This is a genomic window from Arthrobacter sp. P1_D4 (assembly GCF_056406115.1).
This window is the reverse complement of sequence record NZ_JBFUAU010000016.1, coordinates 59268-80442: the sequence shown is the minus strand read 5'-3', so window position 1 is coordinate 80442 and position 21175 is coordinate 59268. Positions and strand designations below refer to the sequence as shown.

Below are 21175 nucleotides of genomic sequence, written 5' to 3'. Positions count from 1 at the left end.
AGCATCCGCGGGATTCAACCCGGCTCATGGCCCGGCAGAGGGGGTTGCGGCTCCTATCGACAGGCTGTTATCCCCAGCTGTGGATAACTTGTGGGTAGTGGCCTGTTATTAAGTGGATAACTTGCTCGTTGCACCTGTTGTCGGGATGGACAACAACGTCGGGCGGCCGGCTGGCCCCAAGGCGGCCCCGAGGCTGCCGTGAGCCGGCCGTGCGGCGGAACCGCGGTGCCATCCGCGGCCTGTTGCCGGGGTCAGGGAACTTGTCCACAGGAAATCCACACTGTTAATAACTTACAGCTGTGTAATTCAGGGTAGGCCGGGGATCTCATCAGTGGCATTGCGCCCCGCTGTGGCCGCTGAACCCGACTGAACCGCATGAAGACCCGGAAACTTATAAACAGTGTGGATAAGTTTCCCCAGACTTGTGCACAGCTGTGGATAAGGAGGCGGGACCTCGCCGGGTCACCGTCGGGTCACTGCGACCAGACGCCCGATGACCCGCGCCGGTGGCTGTCCAGCAGATGGGTGTCCACCATTCCGATGGCCTCCATGAGCGCGAACATCGTGGTGGGCCCCACGAAGGCGAAGCCCTTCTTGCGCAGCGCCTTGGAAAGCGCGACGGACTCGGCCGAGGTAGTAGGGACCTCATCGAGGGAGTTCGGCCGGGGTGTGTCGGCCGGCTGGAACGCCCATACGAAGTCAACCAGACCGCCGTCGTCCCTCAACGCCAGAGTAGCGCGGGCATTGGTGATGGTTGCCTGGATCTTCAGCCGGTTCCGGACGATCCCGGCATCGAGCATGAGCCGCTCCACATCGGCGTCCGTGAAGCGGGCCACCAGTTCCGGGTCGAAGTCCTTGAACGCCGCGCGGAAAGCGGGCCGCTTACGCAGGATCGTCGCCCATGAAAGCCCCGCCTGGAATCCCTCGAGGCTGATGCGTTCGTAGAGGCCCTGTTCGTCCCGGACGGGCATGCCCCACTCGGAGTCGTAATACTCGCGCAGCATGGGATCCACGGAGGCCCACACAGGCCGCGCCAGTCCATCGTCGCCAATGGTCGAGCCGTTTACTGCCGGGGTCATCTGGATTCCTTCGCTGGGCCGGGATTAATGCTGTGGATTAACGGCGGCGGGCCGGCACACTGTGTGTACCGGCCCGTCAGGGATGTGCGCCGCGCCGGCCTGGTGTCAGGAACGCCAGCGTGTGGTCATCAGGAAGCCGATGATCGCGATTCCGAAGCCCGCGACGATGTTCAACGAGCCCCAAGCCTGAACCGGGAAGGCGCCCTCGGTGATGTAGAACGTGATGATCCACAGCAGGCCAATGATCATCAGGCCAAACATGACGGGCTTGAACCAGACCGGATTGGGTTTGTAGGCCTCCGCGGCAGAAGTCTGCGGGGCCACAGGGGCAGTCCTTTTACGCGGCTTCGACTCGGGCACTGATCCTCCTTGGCGGGCTGGAACAAGAGCGGCTAACGTGGCTTGGTATCCTGCAGGAAGCGAGCCCCTGCCGGCCAACGTGCTCTTGGTCGAGCTTGAATTCTTGTGTCGCACAATTCTAGCTGTAGTTCCGGCCACGCCGTGGACCCCCGCAACCGTCTTGGAGGAGAACCCGCAGTGCTGGAGTTGGAGCAGGGATCCGGCCGGACGGCCCGCAGCCGCCGCGGGCTGCTCCTGCGCACCATCCACGTCGCGGGCGAGCTGCTCCTGACCGCGGGCGTCATTGTCCTGCTCTTTGTGGCCTTGCAGTTGTGGTGGACGAATGTGGCCTCCGACGCCCGGCAGCGCGAGGCGGTGCACGACTTTGCCCGCGGGATTGGAACCGCCGCTCCCGCAGCGCCGCCTCTGCCGTCGTCGGCTGTTGCCCCGGAACCCGCCGTCGCGCCCGAACCGGCCGAGGGCGCGACCATCGGCATCCTGTACGTTCCCCGTTTCGGCACCGGATACACGCGTCCAATGGTTCAGGGAACCACTCCGGCGGTGTTGGACACTCTGGGCATCGGGCACTATCAGGGCACGGCCATGCCGGGGGCTGCGGGAAACTTCGCCGCGGCAGGGCACCGGCAGTCCCACGGCGCCGTCGTGGACCATATCGACGCCCTGGTGCCCGGGGACCGGATCTACGTCCAGACCCGTGAGGGCTACTATGTCTACGTGTTCCGGAACAGCCAGACAGTCCTTCCCTCGCGGACCGATGTGCTGTTGCCGGTGCCGATGCTGCCGGGCGCCGCGCCGACGCAGAGCTACCTGACCATGACGAGCTGCAACCCGCGGTTTGGCTCCGAGGAACGCTTTGTGGCCTACGCCCTGCTGGAGCGGTGGCAGTCTCTTTCGGCTGGACCGCCGGCTGAAATTTCCCGGGCGGCCCGCGCGGCCGGGGAAGGCTGACGAATGTATGGCTGGCTTTTCCGCCGCCTTCCCGGGCCCTTGTGGCTCAGGATTGCGACCGCGCTGGTGCTGGCGGCCGGAGCACTGGTATTGATGGTTCAGTTCCTTTTTCCCTGGCTGGCGCAATTCACCCAGTTAACAGATTCAACGATTGGTTCAGCAAGGCACCCATGAGCACAACCAAGATCCTGGTCGTAGACAACTACGACAGCTTTGTCTACACCCTGGTCGGCTATCTCCAGGAGCTCGGTGCGGAGACCACCGTAGTCCGCAACGACGACGTCACGCTTGCCGAGGCGATCGAAATGGCCGAGGCGCGGGACGGGGTCCTCATCTCTCCCGGTCCGGGGAATCCAGCCGGGGCCGGCGTCTGCATTGAGCTGATCAAGTGGTGCGGCAGCCACGACAAGCCCATGCTGGGTGTCTGCCTGGGGCACCAGGCGCTGGCGGAGGCCTACGGCGGAACCGTGACGCACGCTCCCGAACTGATGCACGGCAAGACTTCCCTCGTCGAACACCATGGAACCAGCGTCTTTGCGGGGCTCCCCTCGCCCCTCACGGCCACCCGCTACCATTCGCTGGCCGCTGTCCGCGAGAGCATCCCGGAGGTACTGGAGATCACCGCGGAGACGGGCACCGGTGTGGTGATGGGCCTGCAGCACCGTACCGCCCCGCTGTGCGGCGTCCAGTTCCACCCGGAATCCGTCCTGACCGAAGGCGGCTACCAGATGCTAGGCAACTGGCTGGAGTCACTGGGCATGGCGGGCGCTGCCGAACGGGCAGCAGACCTGAGCCCGCTCATCAAGCACTGACCCGCCAGGCGTTGAATGCGCCGGCGCGGCGGCAGCCGGCACCCTAGGTTTTTCCCGACTGGGTTAGGGGAACAGGCCGCCCAGGGCCGCGTCCTCTTTGGACGCGCTCTTGGTCGGCGTCGGCGTCGGCGTGGGCGTGGGCGACGGCGGGGGCGGCGGCGGAGCCGGTGCCTTCGCCACGGTCACGGTGATGGTCTTGCCCTGTTCGACGAGCGAATCCGCGGCATCGGCCTGGCCTGTCACCTTGCCCGGAGCCACCTGGGTGTTCTCCACTTCGGTGGCCTTGAGCACCAGGCCCTGTTCCTTCAGTTTCGCCTCCGCCTCCGCCAGCGGCAGCCCGATCAGCTGCGGCACAGCCACCTTGCCGGTGGAGACGACGATTTCGACCGCGTCCGCCACGGCCACAACCTGGCCCGGGGCCGGGTTGGTGGTGATGACAATGCCGACCGGAACCGTGGGGTTGTTGGACATCTTGGTGGTGAGGGCGCCAGTCAGCCCCGTTTGGTGGAGAAGATCGCGGGCTGCCGCCTCGGTCCGGCCGGGCAGGTCCGTCGGGATGGTAATCGCGCTGGGGCCCTCGGAGATGTTGAGGATGATGTCCGAGTTGGCGGCCATGGAACTCCCCGACGTCGGCACGGTGCCAATCGCGGTGCCTTTGGGAATGCTCTCGTGCTGCAGCCGTTGGAGCTGTGGCTTGAAACCTGCGTTGTACAGCCTTTGCAGGGCCTCTGATTCCGTCAGGGACGTGACAGTGGGAACCAGTACCTTGGTTGCCTGTGGCGGGGCCTGATTCATGAGGTTGTACAGCCAGAGGCCGCCGCCGGCCAGCACCAGCAGTGTGAGGACTACGAGCGTTGCGATCCAGGTGCGGCGGCGCGTCTTCTGGCGCGGGGTGTGCTCGCGTTCGACCGGCAGCGCCAGCGGCAGGCTGCCGGTGTCCGCAATGCCATAGAGTTCGGTGCCCGCCGGCTGCAGCACTTCCTCGTCGTCGGGTGTTTCTTCGGCGGGCCGCAGCCGGCCCCCGGGGGAATCGTCGAGGAACTTGGCACCGGTCAGGGAGAAAGCTGCCGTGGCCGCCAGGGGGTCGTGCCGGGGAACCTCGTTGGTGGGGTCGGTGGGGGCCTCGCTGGCGGAAGGCGCCGTGACCGGAACGCCGCTGCGCGCGGCCCGCAGGGCGCGGCGGAAGGCGGCGGCGTCCTGGAAACGGTCGGCGCGGTTCTTCTGCAGGGCCTTCATCAACACGCTGTCCAGCGCGGCGGAGACGTCGGGATTGAGGCTGCTGGCGGGCTCGGGGATCTCACGAACGTGCTGGTAGGCCACGGAGACGGGGCTGTCGCCGATGAACGGCGGCCGGCCGGTCAGCATCTCGTAGAGAAGGCATCCGGCGGAGTACAGGTCGCTGCGCGCGTCGACGGCTTCGCCCCGGGCCTGTTCCGGGGACAGGTACTGCGCCGTGCCGACGACGGCCTGCGTCTGCGTCATGGTGGCGGACGAATCCGCAATGGCGCGGGCGATTCCGAAGTCCATGACCTTGACGCTGTTTGAATCGGGGCAAAACATCACGTTGGCGGGCTTGATGTCGCGGTGCACGATCCCGGCCTTGTGGCTGTAATCGAGCGCGGACAGCACGCCCAGGGTGAAGTCGATCGCCTGGTCGATGGTGACGTCCTTGGCCCGCACCATGTCGCGGATGGTCTTGCCGGAAACGAACTCCATCACGATGTAGGGCACCCGGACGCTGTCGTCGTGGTCACCGGGGACCGCGTGGTCCCCGGTGTCGAAGACAGCCACGATCGAGGGGTGGTTGAGTGCCGCGACAGCCTGGGCCTCGCGCTTGAAGCGGGCCTGGAACTGCGGATCCCGGGCCAGGTCCGGGCGCAGCAGCTTGACGGCCACGGTACGTCCCAGCCGGGTATCGAGGCCGCGGAAAACATCCGCCATGCCGCCACGGCCGATCAGCTCACCCAGCTCATAGCGCCCGCTGAGGACGCGCTGCGTGTTCGCCGGGCGTTCCTCCCTGTGCGACGGAGTGCGGGGTGTATTGCTCATGATCGTTTAGGGTCCGGACTTGGTAGGTGACGGTGAAGGGGTTGTGGCCGTGGCCTTGGCGAGGTGGTAGGTCACGACGCTTCCGGCGGTCACTTTGGACCCGGAAGGAGGCTGCGAGCTCACGAACGTGCCCGGATCTTCGTTCTTGTTCGTGGGACTGACGTCGGCTCCCTTGGCCCAGCGCAGCCCGGCGTCCTGGATGGCCTGCTGGGCTTCAGCCTCGCTGGCGCCCGCCTTGATGGACGGGACCTCGACCATTTCCGGGCCCTTGGAGTAGCTGACGGTGATGGTGGTGCCCGGCTGGACCGCACCGGAGGGATCGATGTTGGTGACGGTGCCTGGCGTCGCGTCGTTGACGACCTCGACACCGGTGACTTGCAGCCCCTTGCCAATCAGCTCGTTGCGGACATCGTTGTACGGCCGCCCCAGGTAGGCATCCGGGATCAGGTTGACCGCTGCCGGGGTGGATTCGGTGGGTTTCGGGGAGCTGGGCGTGGGGGTGGGCGTCTCGGTCGGGGAAGCCGACGACGCCGACGGCGTGGCACTGCTCGGTTTCGCGATGCTGGACGTGGCACTGCTCGTGGCCGGACCCTGCGAGGGGAAGAGACTGCCGGCCTGGCTCAGGACCACACCGACCAGGACGAACACCACCAGCAGGATCAACGCAATCAGCGGCCAGGTCCACGGGCTGCGTCCGCGGCGCTTCGGCTCCTCCTCCGGCTCGTCGTAGTCTTCTTCCTCCTCTTCCTGCACCCAGCTTCGCTCGGCCGCCAGGGCGTCGGCGCGGTTGAGGGCGTTGCGGGCGCCGTAGCCGCTGGCTGCGGCAGCGCCGGCTGCCAGGCCGGCGGCTGCACCGGCACCGGCGGCGCCCACGACGGGCAGCGCGGACGTCGCCGACGTCGACTTGTCCTCCGCGGCGCTGGAGCCAATGACGCTGGTGGCCGCTGTGGGGACGTCGACGGGGGCCGTGATGGGCCCGGTGGCTGCCTCGAAAAGCAGCATGCCCGGTACGGCTGCGTGTGCGGCGGCGATATCACCGTTGCGGATGGCCTCGGCCGCCTCGGACAGCTTGATGGCGTCGGCCGGGCGGTTCTTCGGATCCTTGGCCAGCATGGACATCAGCAGGGCGCGGACGGGCCTGGGCAGTGTGTCCGGCAGCGGCGGAGGCGCGTCGTTGACCTGGGCCAGCGCGATGGCGATCTGGGATTCCCCGGAGAACGGCCGGTGGCCCGTGAGGCACTCGTAGCCGATCACGCCGAGGGAGTAGATGTCCGAGGCTCCAGTGGCAGTCTGCCCCGTGGCCTGTTCGGGTGCCAGGTACTGGGCGGTGCCCATCACCTGGCCGGTCTGGGTCAGCGGAACCTGGTCGGCCAGGCGGGCGATGCCGAAGTCGGTGACCTTGACGCGGCCGTCGGGGGTGATGAGCAGGTTCCCCGGCTTGACGTCGCGGTGCACGAGGCCCTGCGCGTGCGCGACGGCCAGGGCCCGCGCCGTCTGCGCGATCATCGAAAGCGTGCGGTCCGGGGACAGCACCTGTTCGTGCTCGATGATGCTGCTCAGCGGCTGCCCCGGAACCAGTTCCATGACCAGGTAGGCGGAACCCTCTTCCTCGCCGTAATCGAAGACGTTGGCGATGCCCACGTGGTTCAGCAGGGCGGTATGGCGTGCCTCGGCGCGGAAGCGCTGCAGGAATCCGGGGTCGCCCGTGTATTCCTCCTTGAGCACCTTGATGGCGACGATGCGGCCAAGGATCAGGTCTTTGGCTTTCCAGACTTCTCCCATGCCGCCGATCGCAATGCGCGTGGTCAGCTGGAATCTGCCGCCGAGGGTGATTCCCGAAGTAGGCCTCACTTATTCAACACCGCCTCAAAAATCTTCTTCGCGTTCGGACTGGTTAGATTTGCGCCAGTGGTGATGTCTACGCCTTCCATGACGATGGTGACGGCCACTTGCGGGTCATTTGCCGGGGCGAACCCGGTAAACCAAGAATTGTTCAGGCCGTTGCCGAGTTCTGCGGTACCGGTCTTGCCGGCCACCTGGACACCGGGCACGGCCGCACGGTGTGCGATGCCGTCGTCGACGACGCTGACCATCCACTCGTTGACCTGCCGTGCGATCTCCGGACTCGTGGCGGTGCGCAGGGCCTGGGGTTTCGGTTCGCTGATCGTCCGCAGGTCAGGGGCGCGTACGGCCTTGATCAGGTTCGGCTGCATCTGTACTCCGTCGTTGGCGATCGCCGCCGTCATGGTGTTGATCTGCAGCGGTGTGGCGCGGACGTCGCGCTGGCCGATCGAGGACTGCGCCAGCCCGGCGTCGTCCAGCGGTTCGCTCGGGAAGAAGCTTGGGGCGCTGTCCAGCTTGAGCTGGTCGCCGAAGTCCTGGCCGAAGCCGAATTTCTCCGCCTCGTCCCCGATGGCCTTCTGCCCCAGGTCCAGTGCGATACTGGCGAACGGTGTGTTGCAGGACTGCTGCAGGGCAAACGCGAACGACGCCGTCGTGCGCGTGTAGCAGTTGCCGCCCGCGTAGTTGGGCAGCTTGTAGTCGATGCCCGGGAAGGACATCTCGGCCGGGTTGGGCAGGTCGCTGTCCTTGTTGTACTTGCCCGATTTCAGCGCCGCAGATGTGTCAATGAGCTTGAACACCGATCCCGGTGCCAGCAGCTCGCCCGTGGGTCCAGAGACGTTCTGGTTCAGGTTGATCCCGGGGACCTGGTTCAGCTCGGTGTAATTGGCCTGTTCGGCGGCCGGGTCCTGGGTGGCAATCAGGTTGGGGTCATAGGACGGTTTGGACACCATGGCCAGGACCGCGCCGGTCTTCGGGTTGGTGACCACGATGTGCCCGCGAATGCCGTCCGGGATGAGGTCGTAGGCAAGCTTCTGGAGTTTGGGGTCCAGGGTCAGCTCCACGGACGCGCCCTTGGGCTGGTTGCCGAGGAACAACTGGCCCACCCGGTCCAGGAACTGCTGGTCCGAACTGCCGGCCAGGACATCGTTCATCGACTTCTCGAGTCCGGTGAGGCCGTAGTTCTTGGAGAAGTAGCCGGTGACGCCCGCGTAGAGCTCGGGCTGGGAGTAGGTCCGCTGGAATTTGCAGCTCTCCGTGGCGGGCACGGACTCTGCCACCGGGGTGCCGCCGACAATGATCGCACCGCGGTCGTTGCAGTAGTTCTGCAGGATGGCGCGCCTGTTCCAGGCGTTGGCCTTAAGCTCGTCGGCGCCAACCACCTGCACATAGCTGAGCGCGCCGAAGACCAGCACGAACATCGCGATGGCGGCAATCCATGAATTGCGGATGGCCTGGTTCACAGCTGTTTCACCGCCTCGGTGGGTGCGTCGGGACTGTTTCGGGGATCCGGCGCCGGTTTGGCAGGCAGCACGGGGAAGTTCTTGCGCGCACCGGGTTCCTGGCCGGGCGGCAGTGGCGTTGTATCCACCGGGCCGCGCGCGGAGTGCGAAATCATGAGCAGCAGACCCACAATGATCCAGTTCGCCAGGAGCGAGGACCCGCCGGCGGCGAGGAACGGCGTCGTAAGTCCGGTCAGCGGGATCAGGCGCGTCACGCCGCCGATCACCACAAAGCACTGCAGCGCGATCGCGAAGGAGAGCCCGGTGGCGAGCAGTTTGCCGAACGCGTCGCGGGTGCCCAGCGCGGCGCGGAAGCCCCGGGTGAACAGCAGCAGGTACATCAGGACGATCGCGAAGACGCCGATCAGGCCCAGCTCCTCACCAAAGGAGGCAATGATCATGTCGCTGTTGGCGAAGGGGACGAGGTTGGGCCGGCCCTGGCCGAGGCCGGTGCCGACCAGTCCGCCGTTGGCCATGCCGAACAAGCCCTCGACAATTTGAAGGCTGCCGCCGAACTGCCGGCCGTAGACCTCATCGGTGAACGCGTTGAGCCAGCCGTCGATCCGCAGGGCCACGTGCGAGAACACGCGGGCAGCGACGAAGCCGCCGACGGCAATCAACACAAGGCCGATGATCACCCAGCTGATGCGGCTCGTGGCGACGTAGATCATGACGAGGAACAGGCCGAAGAACAGGATCGAGGATCCGAGGTCACGCTGGAAGACCAGCACGCCGATGCTCACGAGCCAGGCGGTGATCATGGGGCCCATGTCCTTGAACCGTGGGAACTGCACCGGGCCGATCTTGCGGCCAGCCAGCAGGATCAGGTCCCGGTTCGACGACAGATAGCCGGCAAAGAAGATGGCCAGCGTGATCTTGGCGATTTCACCCGGCTGGAAGGTCATGGAACCGATCTTGATCCAGACGCTGGCACCCAGGACCTCTCCGGCGGAGATGCCGGGAACCAGCGGCAGGATGAGGAGCACGGCGCTGATGGCCAGGGAGATATAGGTGAAGCGGCGCAGGATCCGGTGGTCCTTGAGGAACCAAATGACCGCGATCGCGACCGCCATGGCCACCAGGGTCCAGCGCAGCTGGTTGTTGCCGGTGTCTTCGCCTACCCTGTCCAGCCGGTGGATCATGGCCAGGCCCAGCCCGTTAAGGGCGACCACGAGCGGAAGTATTACCGGGTCGGCATATTTTGCGCGGAGCCGCAGCACCACATGGAAGGCGAGGGCGGCCAACGCCAGGAGTCCGGACTGAAACCAGAAGTCGGTGTCGAACGCTTTTTGCCGGTCCACGCCCACGAGCGCCTGGGCACCAATCCCTACGGCGAGGGCGAGGACCAGGAGGACCAGCTCCACGTTTCGTCGTGGCCTGGGCACGGGGTCGATGGGTGTCATTTGGCCCCCTCGCAATTCGTAGTCGGGGTGGCGGATGGCGACGGCTTGGCCGCTCCAGGGGAGGCTGTGGCACTTGGCGACGCCGTGGAGCCCGGCTTGGCCGTGCTGCCGGGGGAGGGGGTGGCGCCGGCGGCCGTCGCTGCGGGGGACGGGGTGAGGCATTCATCGGCCGGGGCGGTCGTGCCGGTGCGTTCCAGGTTTTTGACGATTCGCTGCGCGTCGTAGAGGTCGCGGGCGGGCACAGTCAGGCGCACCCGCTGCTGCGAAAATTCGGGAAGGTCGGACATCTTGATATCGGTTACCGCTTCGAGAGTGGAAAGCTGGATGGGCCCGAGACGCTGGGAGACGCCGTTGAAGATGGCCACATGCTGATCGTGTTCGCCGATGTAGTAGCGCGTCTGGGTCCAGGCGTAGCCAAGCCAGAGTCCGACGGCGAGCAGCGCGACGATCGCGGCGGCAATGGATACGGTGAGCCACCGGCGCGGCCGTCCGGCGGGCCTGAAGTCGTCGGCCTCCTCGCGGTCCTGTTCGGACTTGTGCGTGAGGACCGTGGCCGCGCGGCGGGCCACGGTGCGTCCGGCGATGGAAGGAATGGAACCTGATTCCGCCGCTGCGGCGGCGGCCCCGACAAGTTCGTGCGGGCGCATGGAGAGTTCTTCCCGCAGGACTTCGGCCGAGAGATGTTCACCCAGATGCGGGTCGGTGGTGGTCTCGGGCTCCTTGCCCTCGGCAGCCTTCTGTGCGGCGGCGCCCGGCGGCTTGCCGTCGGCCGGGGACCCTGGGGCGGGGTCGGCCGGCGGCGGCCCTGAGGCTCCTGCCGCGGTGGCCAGCGCGGCGGACCCGGTGTCTTGGGCGGAGTTGTCCTTCTTTACGGACCCGCCGGGGGTTTTCGCGGCACCAACGGTGCTGCCGGCCAGGGACCCGGCCAGGGTTCCGGCCGGGGCCGCGGGCGCTGACGTCCCGGCGGCCGCTGCGGGCGCGGGCACGACGTCGACGGCGGCGGTCCGGACGTCATCACGGGTCGGCTCGGCAATGTCGAGTACCACCACGGTCACGTTGTCCGGGGCGCCGGCCTTCAGCGTGAGTTCAACCAGCAGTTCGGCGCATTCGCCCAGGTCCTTCGTCTCCCGGACGGTGCGCTCCACGACGTGGCCGGCCACATAGTTCAGGCCGTCCGAGCAGAGCAGCCATCGTTCCCCGGCCTGGACAGCCAGTGTGTCAAGATCCAGCTCCGGGCTGGCATCGACGTCCCCCAGCACGCGCATGAGGACGTTCTTGTGCGGATGCGTTTCGGCCTCTTCGGGGCGGAGCCGGCCCTCATCGATGAGCCGCTGGACAAAGGTGTGGTCGACGCTGACCTGTTCGAACTCGCCGTCACGCAGCCGGTAGGCCCGGGAGTCGCCGATGTGGGCGAAGTGGAGCTTTCCTTCGGCGAGGAGCAGGGCCGTGACCGTGGTACCCATCCCGGCAAGCTTGGGATTCATGTGGACCAGTTCGGACAGCAGGGAGTTGGCCGTCTGGATTTCGTCGGCGAGGACGGTGCCGGGGTCGCCGTCGTAGTCGTCATGGTCCAGATGGATCATGTCCAGGACGGTCGCGGCAGAGGCGACGTCGCCGCCGGCATGGCCACCCATGCCGTCGGCAACGACGGCGAGGTGCCGGCCGACGTAGGCGGAGTCGTCATTCTTGGCGCGTATGCGGCCGACGTCTGAGCGCGCGGCGTAGCGCATGATCAGCGGCCGCTTCGGGGCAGTTGTCTTGCCTTCGGCCCTGTCTGCGGGAAATTCCGGGGCAGCCACGGCTACGGCCTCAATTCGATGACCGTCTTGCCGATTCTCACGGGGACGCCCAGCTCCACCGGGAGGGCCCGGGTCAGCTGCTGGTCTGCCAGATACGTGCCATTAGTGGAGCCGAGGTCCTCGATGAACCAGCGGCTGCCCTGCGGGAACAGGCGGGCATGGCGGCCCGAGGCGTAGTCGTCCTCCAGGACCAGGGTGGCTTCCTGTGCCCGGCCCAGGAGGATGGGGCTCGCCGCGAGGGCGATGGTGGTGCCCTTCAACGGTCCCTCGGTCACGATCAGCTGGCGGGCCTGCTGTTTGACGGGGGCCGGCGGCGGTTCGGCAAGGGAAGGATTCTTGCGCACCTGGCGTGCCGTGGGGGCACCGGCCGCCGCCTTGCGGCCGATCATCAGGTCGCGGCGCATGGCCGAGACAATACTGAAGATCAGCACCCACAGGAGGATGAGGAACCCGAAACGCAGGGCCGTGATGGTCAATTCGCTCATGCGCGGCCGCCTGGGTGGGCGGGCAGTAGGCGGAAGATGATTTTGGTTCGTCCCATCATGATCGTGGCGCCGTCAGCAAGCTCCGAACTGCCTACGATCTTTTGGCCGTTGACGTAGCTGCCGTTCGTGGAGCCGAGATCGATCGCCTGAGCCGTGCCAGGCCCAGTCCGGATTTCCAGGTGGCGGCGCGAAACGCCGGTGTCGTCAATAAGGATGTCTGCTTCGGAGGACCGTCCGAGGACGATTGAGGGCGCGTTCAGCGAATAGCGCTGGCCGTCGATGTCCAGTACAGGCTGAAGCTGTGCAGGCTGGCGTGTCGGAGCCGCGGGTACATTGCCGTGAATGCCCGGCTGAGCCGGGACGGAAGGGGCGGAGGCTTTCTCGGTCCGCGAGGTGATGTCGAAATTCCCGGCGCGGTGCTCCTCATCGCGGCGGAAACTGATCCGGACCGGGCCCTGGAGGGTGTACCCCTGGCTGCGGACATGGTTGATGACGACGTCGCACAGCTCCTCCGCGAGCGGTGTGCCCCATTCCTGGGCGCGCTGGAAGTCATCGCTGCTGAGGAGTACGTCAAAAACGTTAGGGGCCAGGGTGCGTCCCGCGGCAATCGTGATGGCCTTGTTGTCCACCTCGGTGCGGAGGCGGCTCGCGATCTCGACAGGCTCAACCTGGGCGCGGGAACCGGTGGAGAAGACTCCGCGGACGGCCTTTTCGATGCCGCGCTCGACTTTGTCCAGCAATCCCATGGTCCTTCTCCTTTCCTGGTGGCTGCGGGGCAGCGTTCGTTCCGGAACTCGGTTTCCAACTTTTGCGAGCCCGCGCTCAGCGGACACTCCTACATCAGATACTACTGGGCGTGTCTGGGAATGGCCTCAACGGACGCCGCCGGGGCGACGTCAAAATGAGTGCCCGCCGCGCCCTGACGTGCGCGGACACCGCCGCCGGGACGGCCGCGGCGGGGTCCCCGCGTGACGTCCGCCGGCGGGGCAAACGTGGCCGGCAAACGACCCCAATCAGGGGGCTCTGGGGCTCGATTGGTGTTTTCCGGCAGTTGTCCGTTATGCTTGATCTCGCTGCTTTTACGAGGTTGGCGGTCCGGGAAACCGGCCCTATCCGAGTGGAAGAAGTTGCGCGCGAGTGGCGGAACGGCAGACGCGCTGGCTTCAGGTGCCAGTGTCCGAAAGGGCGTGGGGGTTCAAATCCCCCCTCGCGCACGCAATCGAAAGAACCCCGGTCTTGGACCGGGGTTCTTTTGTTTAACCCACGGGGGAGAACCGGCGTCGGGGTTTTCCGGTTTCCCCACATTCGAAGGCTTCCTCCGGCGTGTTGCGCCGACCCGCCGGTGTGGTGCGGCGCCGGTCTGTCAAAAGTGGGGAAACTCCGCGGTGGACTACTGCTGCTGGACCGCTAGGCTGCCCGCAGCGCCCCGAGCCCGGCGAGAAGTGCCTCAAGTCCCAGCCGGAAAGCGACGTCGGCCGGTTTCTCATGGCCTTCCCCGGCCAGCCGCTGGACGGCGGCGGTGAAATGCGGTGTCGACGCGGCCATGGTGCCGGAATCGAAGATGTCCGCGGGTGCCGTGACGTCGTAGGCGGAGCCAAAGATGAACGATTCGATCGCGACGATGGCCGGGACAATGCGCTCCTGCGGAAAGCCTGCGCGGCTGAAACCGGCACTGACGGCCTCGTACATGGCCAGTGTCTTGGGCGCGTCGGTCACGGGCAGTACGGCAATGACGGGAATCAGCGGGGTGTGCTTGGAAAATACATCGCGGTAGCTCCAGGCCCAATCCCTCACGGCCTGTTCCCAGTCCCCGGCCTCGAAGGCGGTGACGTCCACGAACGAGGTCAAGTGGTCCTGGACGAGGACCAGCACGTCCCGTTTGGACGAGACATGGTTGTACAGCGCCGAGGGAGCCACGTTGAGGGTCCGCGCCAGGGCAGCCATGGTGAACCCGTCGTAGCCGCTCTTGCCAATCAGCTCCAGGGCCGCCACGGTGATGCCGTGCTGGTCCAGCACGGCCGCGGCGGGCCGTCCCGCGCGGCGGCGGGGCCCGGCGGCGGGGCCGTGCGCATCGGCGGGGGCGCTGGTTGCTGCCGTCATTCCGGCCCTTTCTTCTCTGCTTGGCTTCTCGGTTTGGCTGGCGGGTTGGGGGTGAGCCCGTTCTGCCCCTACTTTACGGGCGAAATTCATTAGGCGGAGGGTCTTCCCCGAAGCGTGTGGACCGTCTATCATTCTAAATGAACGTCATTCATTTTGTGGTCCGCATCACTCTAGCGGCCACGGGGAGGAACATCATGCTGGAACTTGACCGCGACGTCGTCATCGTAGGAGCCGGCCCGTCAGGCTTGACCGCCGCCCGCGAGCTGAAAAAGGCCGGACTCAGTGTGGCGGTGCTCGAGGCGCGGGACCGCGTGGGCGGCCGGACCTGGACCGACACGGTTGACGGGGCCATGCTCGAGATCGGCGGCCAGTGGGTCTCGCCGGACCAGACCGGGCTCCTGGGGCTCCTGGATGAGCTCGGACTGCAGACCTATTCCCGCTACCGCGACGGCGAATCCGTCTACATTGGCGCGGACGGCAAGCGCACCCTGTACACCGGTGACACCTTCCCGGTCAGCGAAACCACCGCCGTCGAAATGGACAAGCTCACGGCATTGCTGGACTCCCTGGCCGCGGAGATGGCTCCCGAGGAGCCGTGGGCCCACCCCAAGGCCCGCGAGCTGGACACCATCTCCTTTCACCACTGGCTGCGGCAGAACTCAACAGATGAGGAAGCCTGCAACAACATCGGCCTGTTCATCGCCGGCGGCATGCTGACCAAACCGGCCCACGCCTTCTCCGCCCTGCAGGCCGTCCTCATGGCTGCCTCGGCGGGGTCCTTCACCAACCTCACGGATGAGGACTTCATCCTGGACAAGCGGGTTGTCGGCGGGATGCAGCAGGTTTCGCTGCTGCAGGCCGCGGAACTGGGCGACGACGTCGTCCTCGGCAGCCCGGTCCGCACCATCAACTGGGCCGATGACGCGAGCGGCGGCTACCGTGTCACTGCTGTCTCCGACCGGGCCACGGTGAACGCACGTTTCGTCATCATGGCCGTGCCGCCGAACCTCTACACCCGGGTGTCCTTCAACCCGCCGTTGCCCCGCCGCCAGCACCAGATGCACCAGCACCAGTCACTTGGCCTGGTCATTAAGGTCCACGCCGTCTACAGCAGCCCGTTCTGGCGCGAAGACGGCCTGTCCGGAACCGCCTTCGGCGCCGGCGCCATTGTGCAGGAGGTCTACGACAACACCAACCACGAGGACCCGCGCGGCACTCTGGTGGGCTTTGTCTCGGATGAGAAGGCCGACGCCATGTTCGAGCTCAGCGCGGAGGACCGCCGCCGCACCATCCTCGAATCGATTGCGTCCTTCCTCGGCGAAAAGGCCCTGGAGCCCGAGGTCTACTACGAGTCCGACTGGGGTTCGGAGGAATGGACCAGGGGGGCCTACGCCGCCAGCTACGATCTTGGCGGACTGCACCGCTACGGCAAGGACCAGTTGACGCCGGTCGGACCGATCTACTGGTCCTGCTCGGACCTTGCGGCCGAGGGCTACCAGCATGTTGACGGCGCCGTCCGGATGGGGCAGCTCACGGCGGCCCGGATCGTCGCTGCTGCGGACCGCGCGTCCGTCGCCTCTTAGAAAATCCCAACAATTCAGTTGAATGCAGTCCAGATCAGTTAGGAGAGCGGCCAGATGCGTTACGTAGTGGGGTATTCAGCCAATGCCAGGGGCCATGATGCGGTCAATCTGGCCGTCTCCCTGGCGCTCGGGCGTGGAGCGAGCCTGGACCTTGTGCTGGTGGTGCCCGAAGTGCAGCAGTCCGGGCATGCCCTCGCACCGAAGGCGGGCTTCGAAAATCTGCTCACCGAGCAGGCCCAGGAGTGGCTCGACCAGGCCCTGGCGCTGGTTCCATCCAGTGTCCCGGCGCAGGCCCACATCCGCAGCCATGATTCCGACGCGCACGCACTGATCGAGGCGGCCGAGGAACTGGGCGCGGACATGCTCATCATCGGGGCCACCAGCACCGGGCTCTTCAAACGGTTCACGATCGGGTCGGTGGCCAGTGCACTGCTCCACGCCTCGCCCGTTCCGGTGGCCCTGGCACCGCACGGCTACCACCGCCAGGAGGCCTTGACCCGGATCAGCTGCGGGCTCGGAACCCGGGCCGGCGCGGAGAAGCTGCTCGAATTCGCCCTGGGCATGGCGGCGAACCGGGACGTGCCGCTGCGCGTGGTGTCGCTTCTGGCCCTCGACGGCGATGCGGCCGATTCAGCCGACGCGGCCCGGGAGTATGCGGCCAAGTGCCTTGCCGACGCACTGGCTGCCGGCGGGCCGGCAGTCCCGGGGGAGGCGAAGGCAGAGGTCCCGGGGGAGGCCAAGACGGAAGCCCATGTAGAGGCGAAGACGGAAATCGTCGTCGCCCACGGGCGCAGCATCGAGGAAGCCGTGGACCGCCTGGACTGGGAAGACGGCGAGGTCCTGTTGATCGGATCCAGCCGGCTTGCCAAGGGCCGCTCCATCTTCCTCGGCAGCACAGCGGGCCGCATTCTGCGTGCCCTGCCGGTGCCGATGATCGTGGTCCCCAGCGACTATGAACTCAAGCACCTCAATCATTCAGCGTCGAGTGACACCCCCCGAGAGGCACAACAATGAGCGCAGACCATGCGATGTCCAAGCCGTCGCAGACAGGACAGCACACCGGATCGCAGACCGGATCGCAGACCGAACAGCAGCACGGACTGAGTGAAAAGGGCCTGAAAGCCGGATCGGTGGGGCTCATTGGCGCCGTCGTCATCGGCATTTCCTGTATCGCCCCGGCATACACCCTCACGGCCGCCCTGGGTCCCACCGTGGCCGAGGTCGGCGTGCAACTGCCGGCGATCTTCCTGGTGGGCTTTGTCCCCATGCTGCTGGTGGCCTTCGGCTACCGGGAGCTGAACAACGCCATGCCCGACGCCGGGACCTCCTTCACCTGGGCCTCGCGTGCGTTCGGACCCTGGATTGGCTGGATGGGCGGCTGGGGACTCATCGCCGCCACCATCATCGTGCTCTCGAACCTGGCCGCCGTCGCGGTGGACTTCTTCTACCTCATGCTGGCGCAGATCTTCGGCAATCCCGAACTCGCCGACCTCACTACCAACCTGCCGCTGAATATCGCGACCACGCTGGTGTTTATCGCCCTCGCGTGCTGGATCTCCTACCGCGGCATGGAAACCACCAAGACCGTCCAGTACGTTCTCGTGGGATTTCAGTTGCTGGTCCTCGCCTGGTTCTCGGTCTCAGCGTTCAGCCATGTCGCCAACGGAACCGCCTTTGACGCCACGGCCATCTCCCCGGACTGGTTTAACCCGTTCGCCGTGGGATCCTTCTCCGCCTTCGCCGCCGGCGTTTCGCTGTCCATCTTCATCTACTGGGGCTGGGACGTCACGCTGACCATGAACGAGGAGACCAAGAACCCGGAGAAAACGCCGGGACGTGCCGCCACCATCACCGTGCTGGTCATCGTGATCATCTACATGACGGTTGCACTGGCCACGCTGAGCTACGCCGGCGTCGGCGACACGGGGCTGGGCGCCGGAAATCCGGAGAACCAGGGCAGTATCTTCGCCGTCCTGGCGGGACCGGTGATGGGCCCGTTCGCCATCCTGATGTCCCTGGCCATCCTGAGCAGCTCCGCCGCGTCCCTGCAGTCCACATTTGTCTCGCCGGCGCGCACCCTGCTGTCCATGGGCCATTACCGGGCGCTGCCGCAGAAGTTCGGCAGGATCAGCCCCACATACAAGTCGCCGAGCTATGCCACGATCGCCTCGGCCGTCGCGGCCGCCGCGTTCTATGTCATCACCCGGACCACGTCGGAAAACGCACTGTGGGACACCATCACGGCCCTGGGCATGATGATCTGCTTCTACTACGGCATCACCGCGTTGGCCTGTGTCTGGTTTTTCCGCGCCGAGGCGTTCAGCGGAGCGAGGGCCTTCTTCTTCAAGTTCCTCGCGCCACTCCTGGGCGGCGTCATCCTGCTGGTCATGTTCGTCAAGACCGCCTACGACTCCATGGATCCCGCGTACGGATCAGGGTCGTCGATCGGCGGTGTGGGTCTGGTCTTCATCCTGGGCATGGGCGTCATCCTGCTGGGCGTGGTGCTCATGCTGGTCATGGCCAAGCTCCGCCCCGAGTTCTTCAGGGGCCAGGTCCTGACCCGCGGGCACTGAGCCCACTGCCGGTTCAGGGAAGATCCCGGGAAGGTCTCAGGCCGGCAGCCATTGGAAAGTAAGCACACTTACCAATAGGCTGTCCGGAGGGGGACCTTCCTCCGTCGGAACCAGAACGAGGTGAGAGTATGTCGGATGCCGAAAGCATCAGCAAGGTCACGGACATCATCAACGATTCGCACATCGGAATGTTCACCACCATCAATGAGGCAGGCGCGCTCGTCAGCCGGCCGCTGGCCGTCCAGGAGGTCAAGGACGACGGCGGCATGTGGTTTTTCACGTCGGCGACCACCTCTCAGGTGGCCCACATCCGCGCCAACCCGGCGGTGAACGTCTCCTTCGGCAAGCGCACCGAGTGGGTTTCGGTGGCCGGGACCGCTGAAGTGGTCACTGACCGGCAACTGATCCACGACATGTGGAATCAGGTGGTGGAGGCCTGGTTCCCGGACGGCCCGGACACCCCCGAGGTGGTCCTGCTCCACGTCGACTCGGACTCCGCCGAGTACTGGACCAGCCCGGGCGGCACGGCGGCGACCGTGTTGCAGTGGATCAAGTCCAAGGTGACCAGCAGCCGGATGAGCGTCGGCGACAGCGGCACGGTCGAGCTGTAGCGCGCTGAACCGCGCCACCGTCCGGTCTCACCGGTGGATATAGCCGCTTGATATCACCGCTCCGTATGATCGCTCAGTATCACCGCTCTGGGCCGATGACGGCCGGTCGGGACCGGACTGCTCCTAGTCGGTGATTTTCAGGCCGGTGCCCCAGTTAAAGGTTGGATACGCAGGGCTAACCTGCAGCGCCATGACCAGCAGCATGAAGCCCTCGAGTTCGCGGGCGTGGCGCAGTCCGCCCACCTGGAGCGGACGCAGCCCGGCGGCTTCGGCGAAGACCGCAACCTCGTTGCGGGCCTCTTCGGAGTCCGAGGCGATGAAGACATCCATCGGCTGGCCACCGGCTTCCCCGGACCCGAGCGGGCCGGCGAAGGTGGTGTTGAAGGCTTTCACCACCCGTGCGCCCGGGAGCAGTGCGGCGATTTCCTCCGCCGCCGACGTCCCCGGGTCGACCACCAGCGAGTCGAAGGTTTCGGTGTCAATCGGATTGCTGATGTCCACCACCGTCTTGCCGCTGAGCGTGTCGCCGAAATGCGTGGCAACTTCCTTGGCCGGGCCGAAGTACAGCGCGAGGATGACGATGTCGCCCTCGGGAACCTCGCTCAGGCCGCCGGAGTTGGGGGTGCCGCCAAGTTCAGCAGCGAGCTTGGCGGCATTCTCCGGCGTCCGGTCCAGGATCTGGACGGAGCGCCCGGCGGCGACAGCCCGGGTCCCGATCGCCCGTGCCATGTTGCCGCTGCCGATGATCGTGATGTCAGTCATGATGGAACCTTTCCAAGGTGGCCGCGAACTGCCGGATCGGCAATTCCGGGGAATCAGCCGTGCGCGTGGTCCGGGCCACGCGGCCCGGCGGCGCTGACGCCGGCCGCGCGTTCGGCGGCAGCCAGGGCATGTTCCAGCCGTTCCACGGCCGGGGCGTAGGCGGCATCGGTGCAGGCGCGGTCCGTACGGCCGCCGAGGCCCTCGGCGGCCTTGATCGCCCGGATCAGTGCCGCGGTTTCCGGTTGCCGGGTATCGCTCATCGCGGGATAGTCAATCGAGAATCCCGGATCCAGTTCGTACCGCTGCCACCGGGCGAGGGCGCTCCGGTGCCGTGCGGCGGCCGCCTCGTTCAAGAGCCGGGTTTCCCGGCTGGCCCGGCGGGCTTCCTGCCGGCGGAGCAGCCGGGGTGCCGCAGCCACGGCCGCCAGGGCAGCTCCCGCGGCCAGCATCCCGAGGGCCAGGCCGGCCCAAGGCCATGTGGAGGAGGCCAGGACGATGGCGGGGACAATGACGGCGAGTCCGGCGAATGCGTCCCAAAACGCGCCGTCCGCGCCTTCGGAAGGCCCGTCGTCGGCCGCCAGGTGCTTGCGGGCGAAATAGACCGCGGCGAACGCTGCCCCGGCAACCAAAATGGCGAGGGCCAGGAACTGCCAGGCCGCGAGGGCGCCGGATAGTGAAAGCGTCATTGCACACCTCCCCGGAACGGTCCCGGGCGGGCGCTGTTCCGCTAGTTCCATTGGAATCCCTGGCGGCGGGGCCGTCAATGCCTGCCGGGCCGGGGCAATGCCCGGCGCCAGCGTGGACGCAAACCCGGGCGCCAAGGCCCCGTGCGGAGGCCGCGTCGCGGTTCCTACGCCGAGCCTCCCGGCGTAGCCTAGGGGCCATGCGACTGAAAATGTGCAGTATCCACGTCAAGGATCCAGCCTCGGCCCATGAGTTCTACACCGGCACGCTGGGCTTCGAAACGCTGATGGCCATGCCGGAGCACAACCTCTACATCATCAAGGATCCGGATGGTGACGGAGGCGCCGGACTGCTGCTGGAACCCAGTGACAACCCGATCGGAGCGGCCTACATGAACGGTCTTCACGACGCCGGAATTCCCGCAATCGTCTTTGGCGTGCCGGACGTGCGCGTCGAATACGACCGGCTGGCGGCCAAGGGCGTGGTGTTCCAGGGGGAACCGTCCGAAGGGCCCGGCGGAACCAGTGTGGTGTTGGATGACGGCTGCGGGAACTTCGTGCAGCTGCACCAGGACTAGATGCCG

19 protein-coding genes and 1 tRNA gene are annotated in these 21175 nt (G+C 66.4%); 8 read left to right on the top strand and 12 right to left on the bottom strand.

Features of this window, described 5'->3' with window-relative positions:
- Positions 1-473: 473 nt before the first annotated feature.
- Together AC1D0A_RS15890 and AC1D0A_RS15885 are read right to left on the bottom strand one after the other, a co-directional pair.
- Entirely contained in the window at positions 474-1079 is a 606-nt protein-coding gene (locus AC1D0A_RS15890; RefSeq protein ID WP_476946273.1) for a DNA-3-methyladenine glycosylase I, read from the bottom strand.
- Positions 1080-1184: 105 nt separating this feature from the next.
- Positions 1185-1439 (bottom strand): cell division protein CrgA, encoded by a 255-nt coding sequence (locus tag AC1D0A_RS15885; protein ID WP_243178163.1) that lies wholly within the window; start codon positions 1437-1439, stop codon positions 1185-1187.
- Between the two features lie 177 nt (positions 1440-1616).
- Here AC1D0A_RS15885 and AC1D0A_RS15880 point away from each other — a divergent pair, with 177 nt between their 5' ends.
- The gene (locus AC1D0A_RS15880; protein WP_476946272.1) at positions 1617-2387 is read left to right on the top strand and encodes a class E sortase; all 771 of its coding nucleotides are present in this window, start codon (positions 1617-1619) and stop codon (positions 2385-2387) included.
- A 170-nt stretch (positions 2388-2557) separates the two neighbouring features.
- On the top strand, positions 2558-3199 hold the full coding sequence (locus tag AC1D0A_RS15875; protein WP_028278232.1) for an anthranilate synthase component II: 642 nt from the start codon (positions 2558-2560) through the stop codon (positions 3197-3199).
- 63 nt (positions 3200-3262) lie between these two features.
- On the opposite strand, the gene pknB is transcribed toward AC1D0A_RS15875, so the two are convergent.
- The 7 genes from pknB to AC1D0A_RS15840 are packed head-to-tail and all read right to left on the bottom strand — an operon-like array spanning position 3263 to position 13025.
- Positions 3263-5248, bottom strand: coding sequence for a Stk1 family PASTA domain-containing Ser/Thr kinase (gene pknB, locus AC1D0A_RS15870; protein ID WP_476946271.1), 1986 nt, complete (start codon positions 5246-5248; stop codon positions 3263-3265).
- A gap of 6 nt (positions 5249-5254) precedes the next feature.
- Complete coding sequence (locus AC1D0A_RS15865; protein ID WP_476946270.1) at positions 5255-7099, bottom strand: protein kinase domain-containing protein; 1845 nt, start codon at positions 7097-7099, stop codon at positions 5255-5257.
- Complete coding sequence (locus AC1D0A_RS15860) at positions 7096-8553, bottom strand: peptidoglycan D,D-transpeptidase FtsI family protein (RefSeq protein ID WP_243178167.1); 1458 nt, start codon at positions 8551-8553, stop codon at positions 7096-7098. Before AC1D0A_RS15860 ends, AC1D0A_RS15865 begins: the two co-directional genes overlap by 4 nt.
- On the bottom strand, positions 8550-9995 hold the full coding sequence (locus AC1D0A_RS15855; protein ID WP_028278228.1) for an FtsW/RodA/SpoVE family cell cycle protein: 1446 nt from the start codon (positions 9993-9995) through the stop codon (positions 8550-8552). The genes AC1D0A_RS15860 and AC1D0A_RS15855 overlap by 4 nt, the downstream gene beginning before the upstream one ends.
- Entirely contained in the window at positions 9992-11794 is a 1803-nt protein-coding gene (locus AC1D0A_RS15850; protein WP_476946269.1) for a PP2C family protein-serine/threonine phosphatase, read from the bottom strand. Before AC1D0A_RS15850 ends, AC1D0A_RS15855 begins: the two co-directional genes overlap by 4 nt.
- A 2-nt stretch (positions 11795-11796) precedes the next feature.
- Positions 11797-12279 carry an FHA domain-containing protein FhaB/FipA gene (locus AC1D0A_RS15845; protein ID WP_018775647.1) on the bottom strand — a complete coding sequence of 161 codons (483 nt, stop codon included), beginning with the start codon at positions 12277-12279 and terminating at the stop codon, positions 11797-11799.
- Positions 12276-13025, bottom strand: coding sequence for an FhaA domain-containing protein (locus AC1D0A_RS15840; protein WP_243178169.1), 750 nt, complete (start codon positions 13023-13025; stop codon positions 12276-12278). The genes AC1D0A_RS15845 and AC1D0A_RS15840 overlap by 4 nt, the downstream gene beginning before the upstream one ends.
- Before the next feature lie 385 nt (positions 13026-13410).
- Between AC1D0A_RS15840 and AC1D0A_RS15835 the strand changes: the two genes are divergently transcribed.
- Positions 13411-13493 (top strand) — tRNA-Leu (locus tag AC1D0A_RS15835).
- Positions 13494-13686: 193 nt separating this feature from the next.
- Here AC1D0A_RS15835 and AC1D0A_RS15830 read toward each other — a convergent pair.
- Positions 13687-14379, bottom strand: coding sequence for a TetR/AcrR family transcriptional regulator (locus tag AC1D0A_RS15830; protein ID WP_243178170.1), 693 nt, complete (start codon positions 14377-14379; stop codon positions 13687-13689).
- 194 nt (positions 14380-14573) lie between these two features.
- On the opposite strand from AC1D0A_RS15830, the gene AC1D0A_RS15825 reads away from it, so the two are divergent.
- From AC1D0A_RS15825 to AC1D0A_RS15810, 4 genes are all read left to right on the top strand, one after another.
- Positions 14574-15962, top strand: a complete 1389-nt coding sequence (locus tag AC1D0A_RS15825; RefSeq protein WP_476942817.1) for a flavin monoamine oxidase family protein — start codon at positions 14574-14576, stop codon at positions 15960-15962.
- A gap of 54 nt (positions 15963-16016) precedes the next feature.
- On the top strand, positions 16017-16976 hold the full coding sequence (locus tag AC1D0A_RS15820; RefSeq protein WP_476946268.1) for a universal stress protein: 960 nt from the start codon (positions 16017-16019) through the stop codon (positions 16974-16976).
- Positions 16973-18535, top strand: a complete 1563-nt coding sequence (locus AC1D0A_RS15815) for an APC family permease (protein WP_476946267.1) — start codon at positions 16973-16975, stop codon at positions 18533-18535. Before AC1D0A_RS15820 ends, AC1D0A_RS15815 begins: the two co-directional genes overlap by 4 nt.
- A gap of 128 nt (positions 18536-18663) precedes the next feature.
- A complete protein-coding gene (locus AC1D0A_RS15810; RefSeq protein WP_476946266.1) occupies positions 18664-19146 on the top strand; it encodes a pyridoxamine 5'-phosphate oxidase family protein in 483 nt (160 codons plus the stop codon).
- Between the two features lie 123 nt (positions 19147-19269).
- Here the strand turns inward: AC1D0A_RS15810 and AC1D0A_RS15805 are convergent, their stop codons facing one another.
- Positions 19270-19908: an NADPH-dependent F420 reductase gene (locus tag AC1D0A_RS15805; protein ID WP_243178173.1), complete on the bottom strand. Its 639-nt coding sequence runs from the start codon at positions 19906-19908 to the stop codon at positions 19270-19272.
- A 53-nt stretch (positions 19909-19961) separates the two neighbouring features.
- Positions 19962-20594 (bottom strand): hypothetical protein, encoded by a 633-nt coding sequence (locus AC1D0A_RS15800; protein ID WP_243178174.1) that lies wholly within the window; start codon positions 20592-20594, stop codon positions 19962-19964.
- Positions 20595-20791: 197 nt separating this feature from the next.
- Between AC1D0A_RS15800 and AC1D0A_RS15795 the strand changes: the two genes are divergently transcribed.
- Positions 20792-21169, top strand: coding sequence for a VOC family protein (locus AC1D0A_RS15795; RefSeq protein ID WP_476946265.1), 378 nt, complete (start codon positions 20792-20794; stop codon positions 21167-21169).
- The last annotated feature ends 6 nt before the right edge of the window (positions 21170-21175 follow it).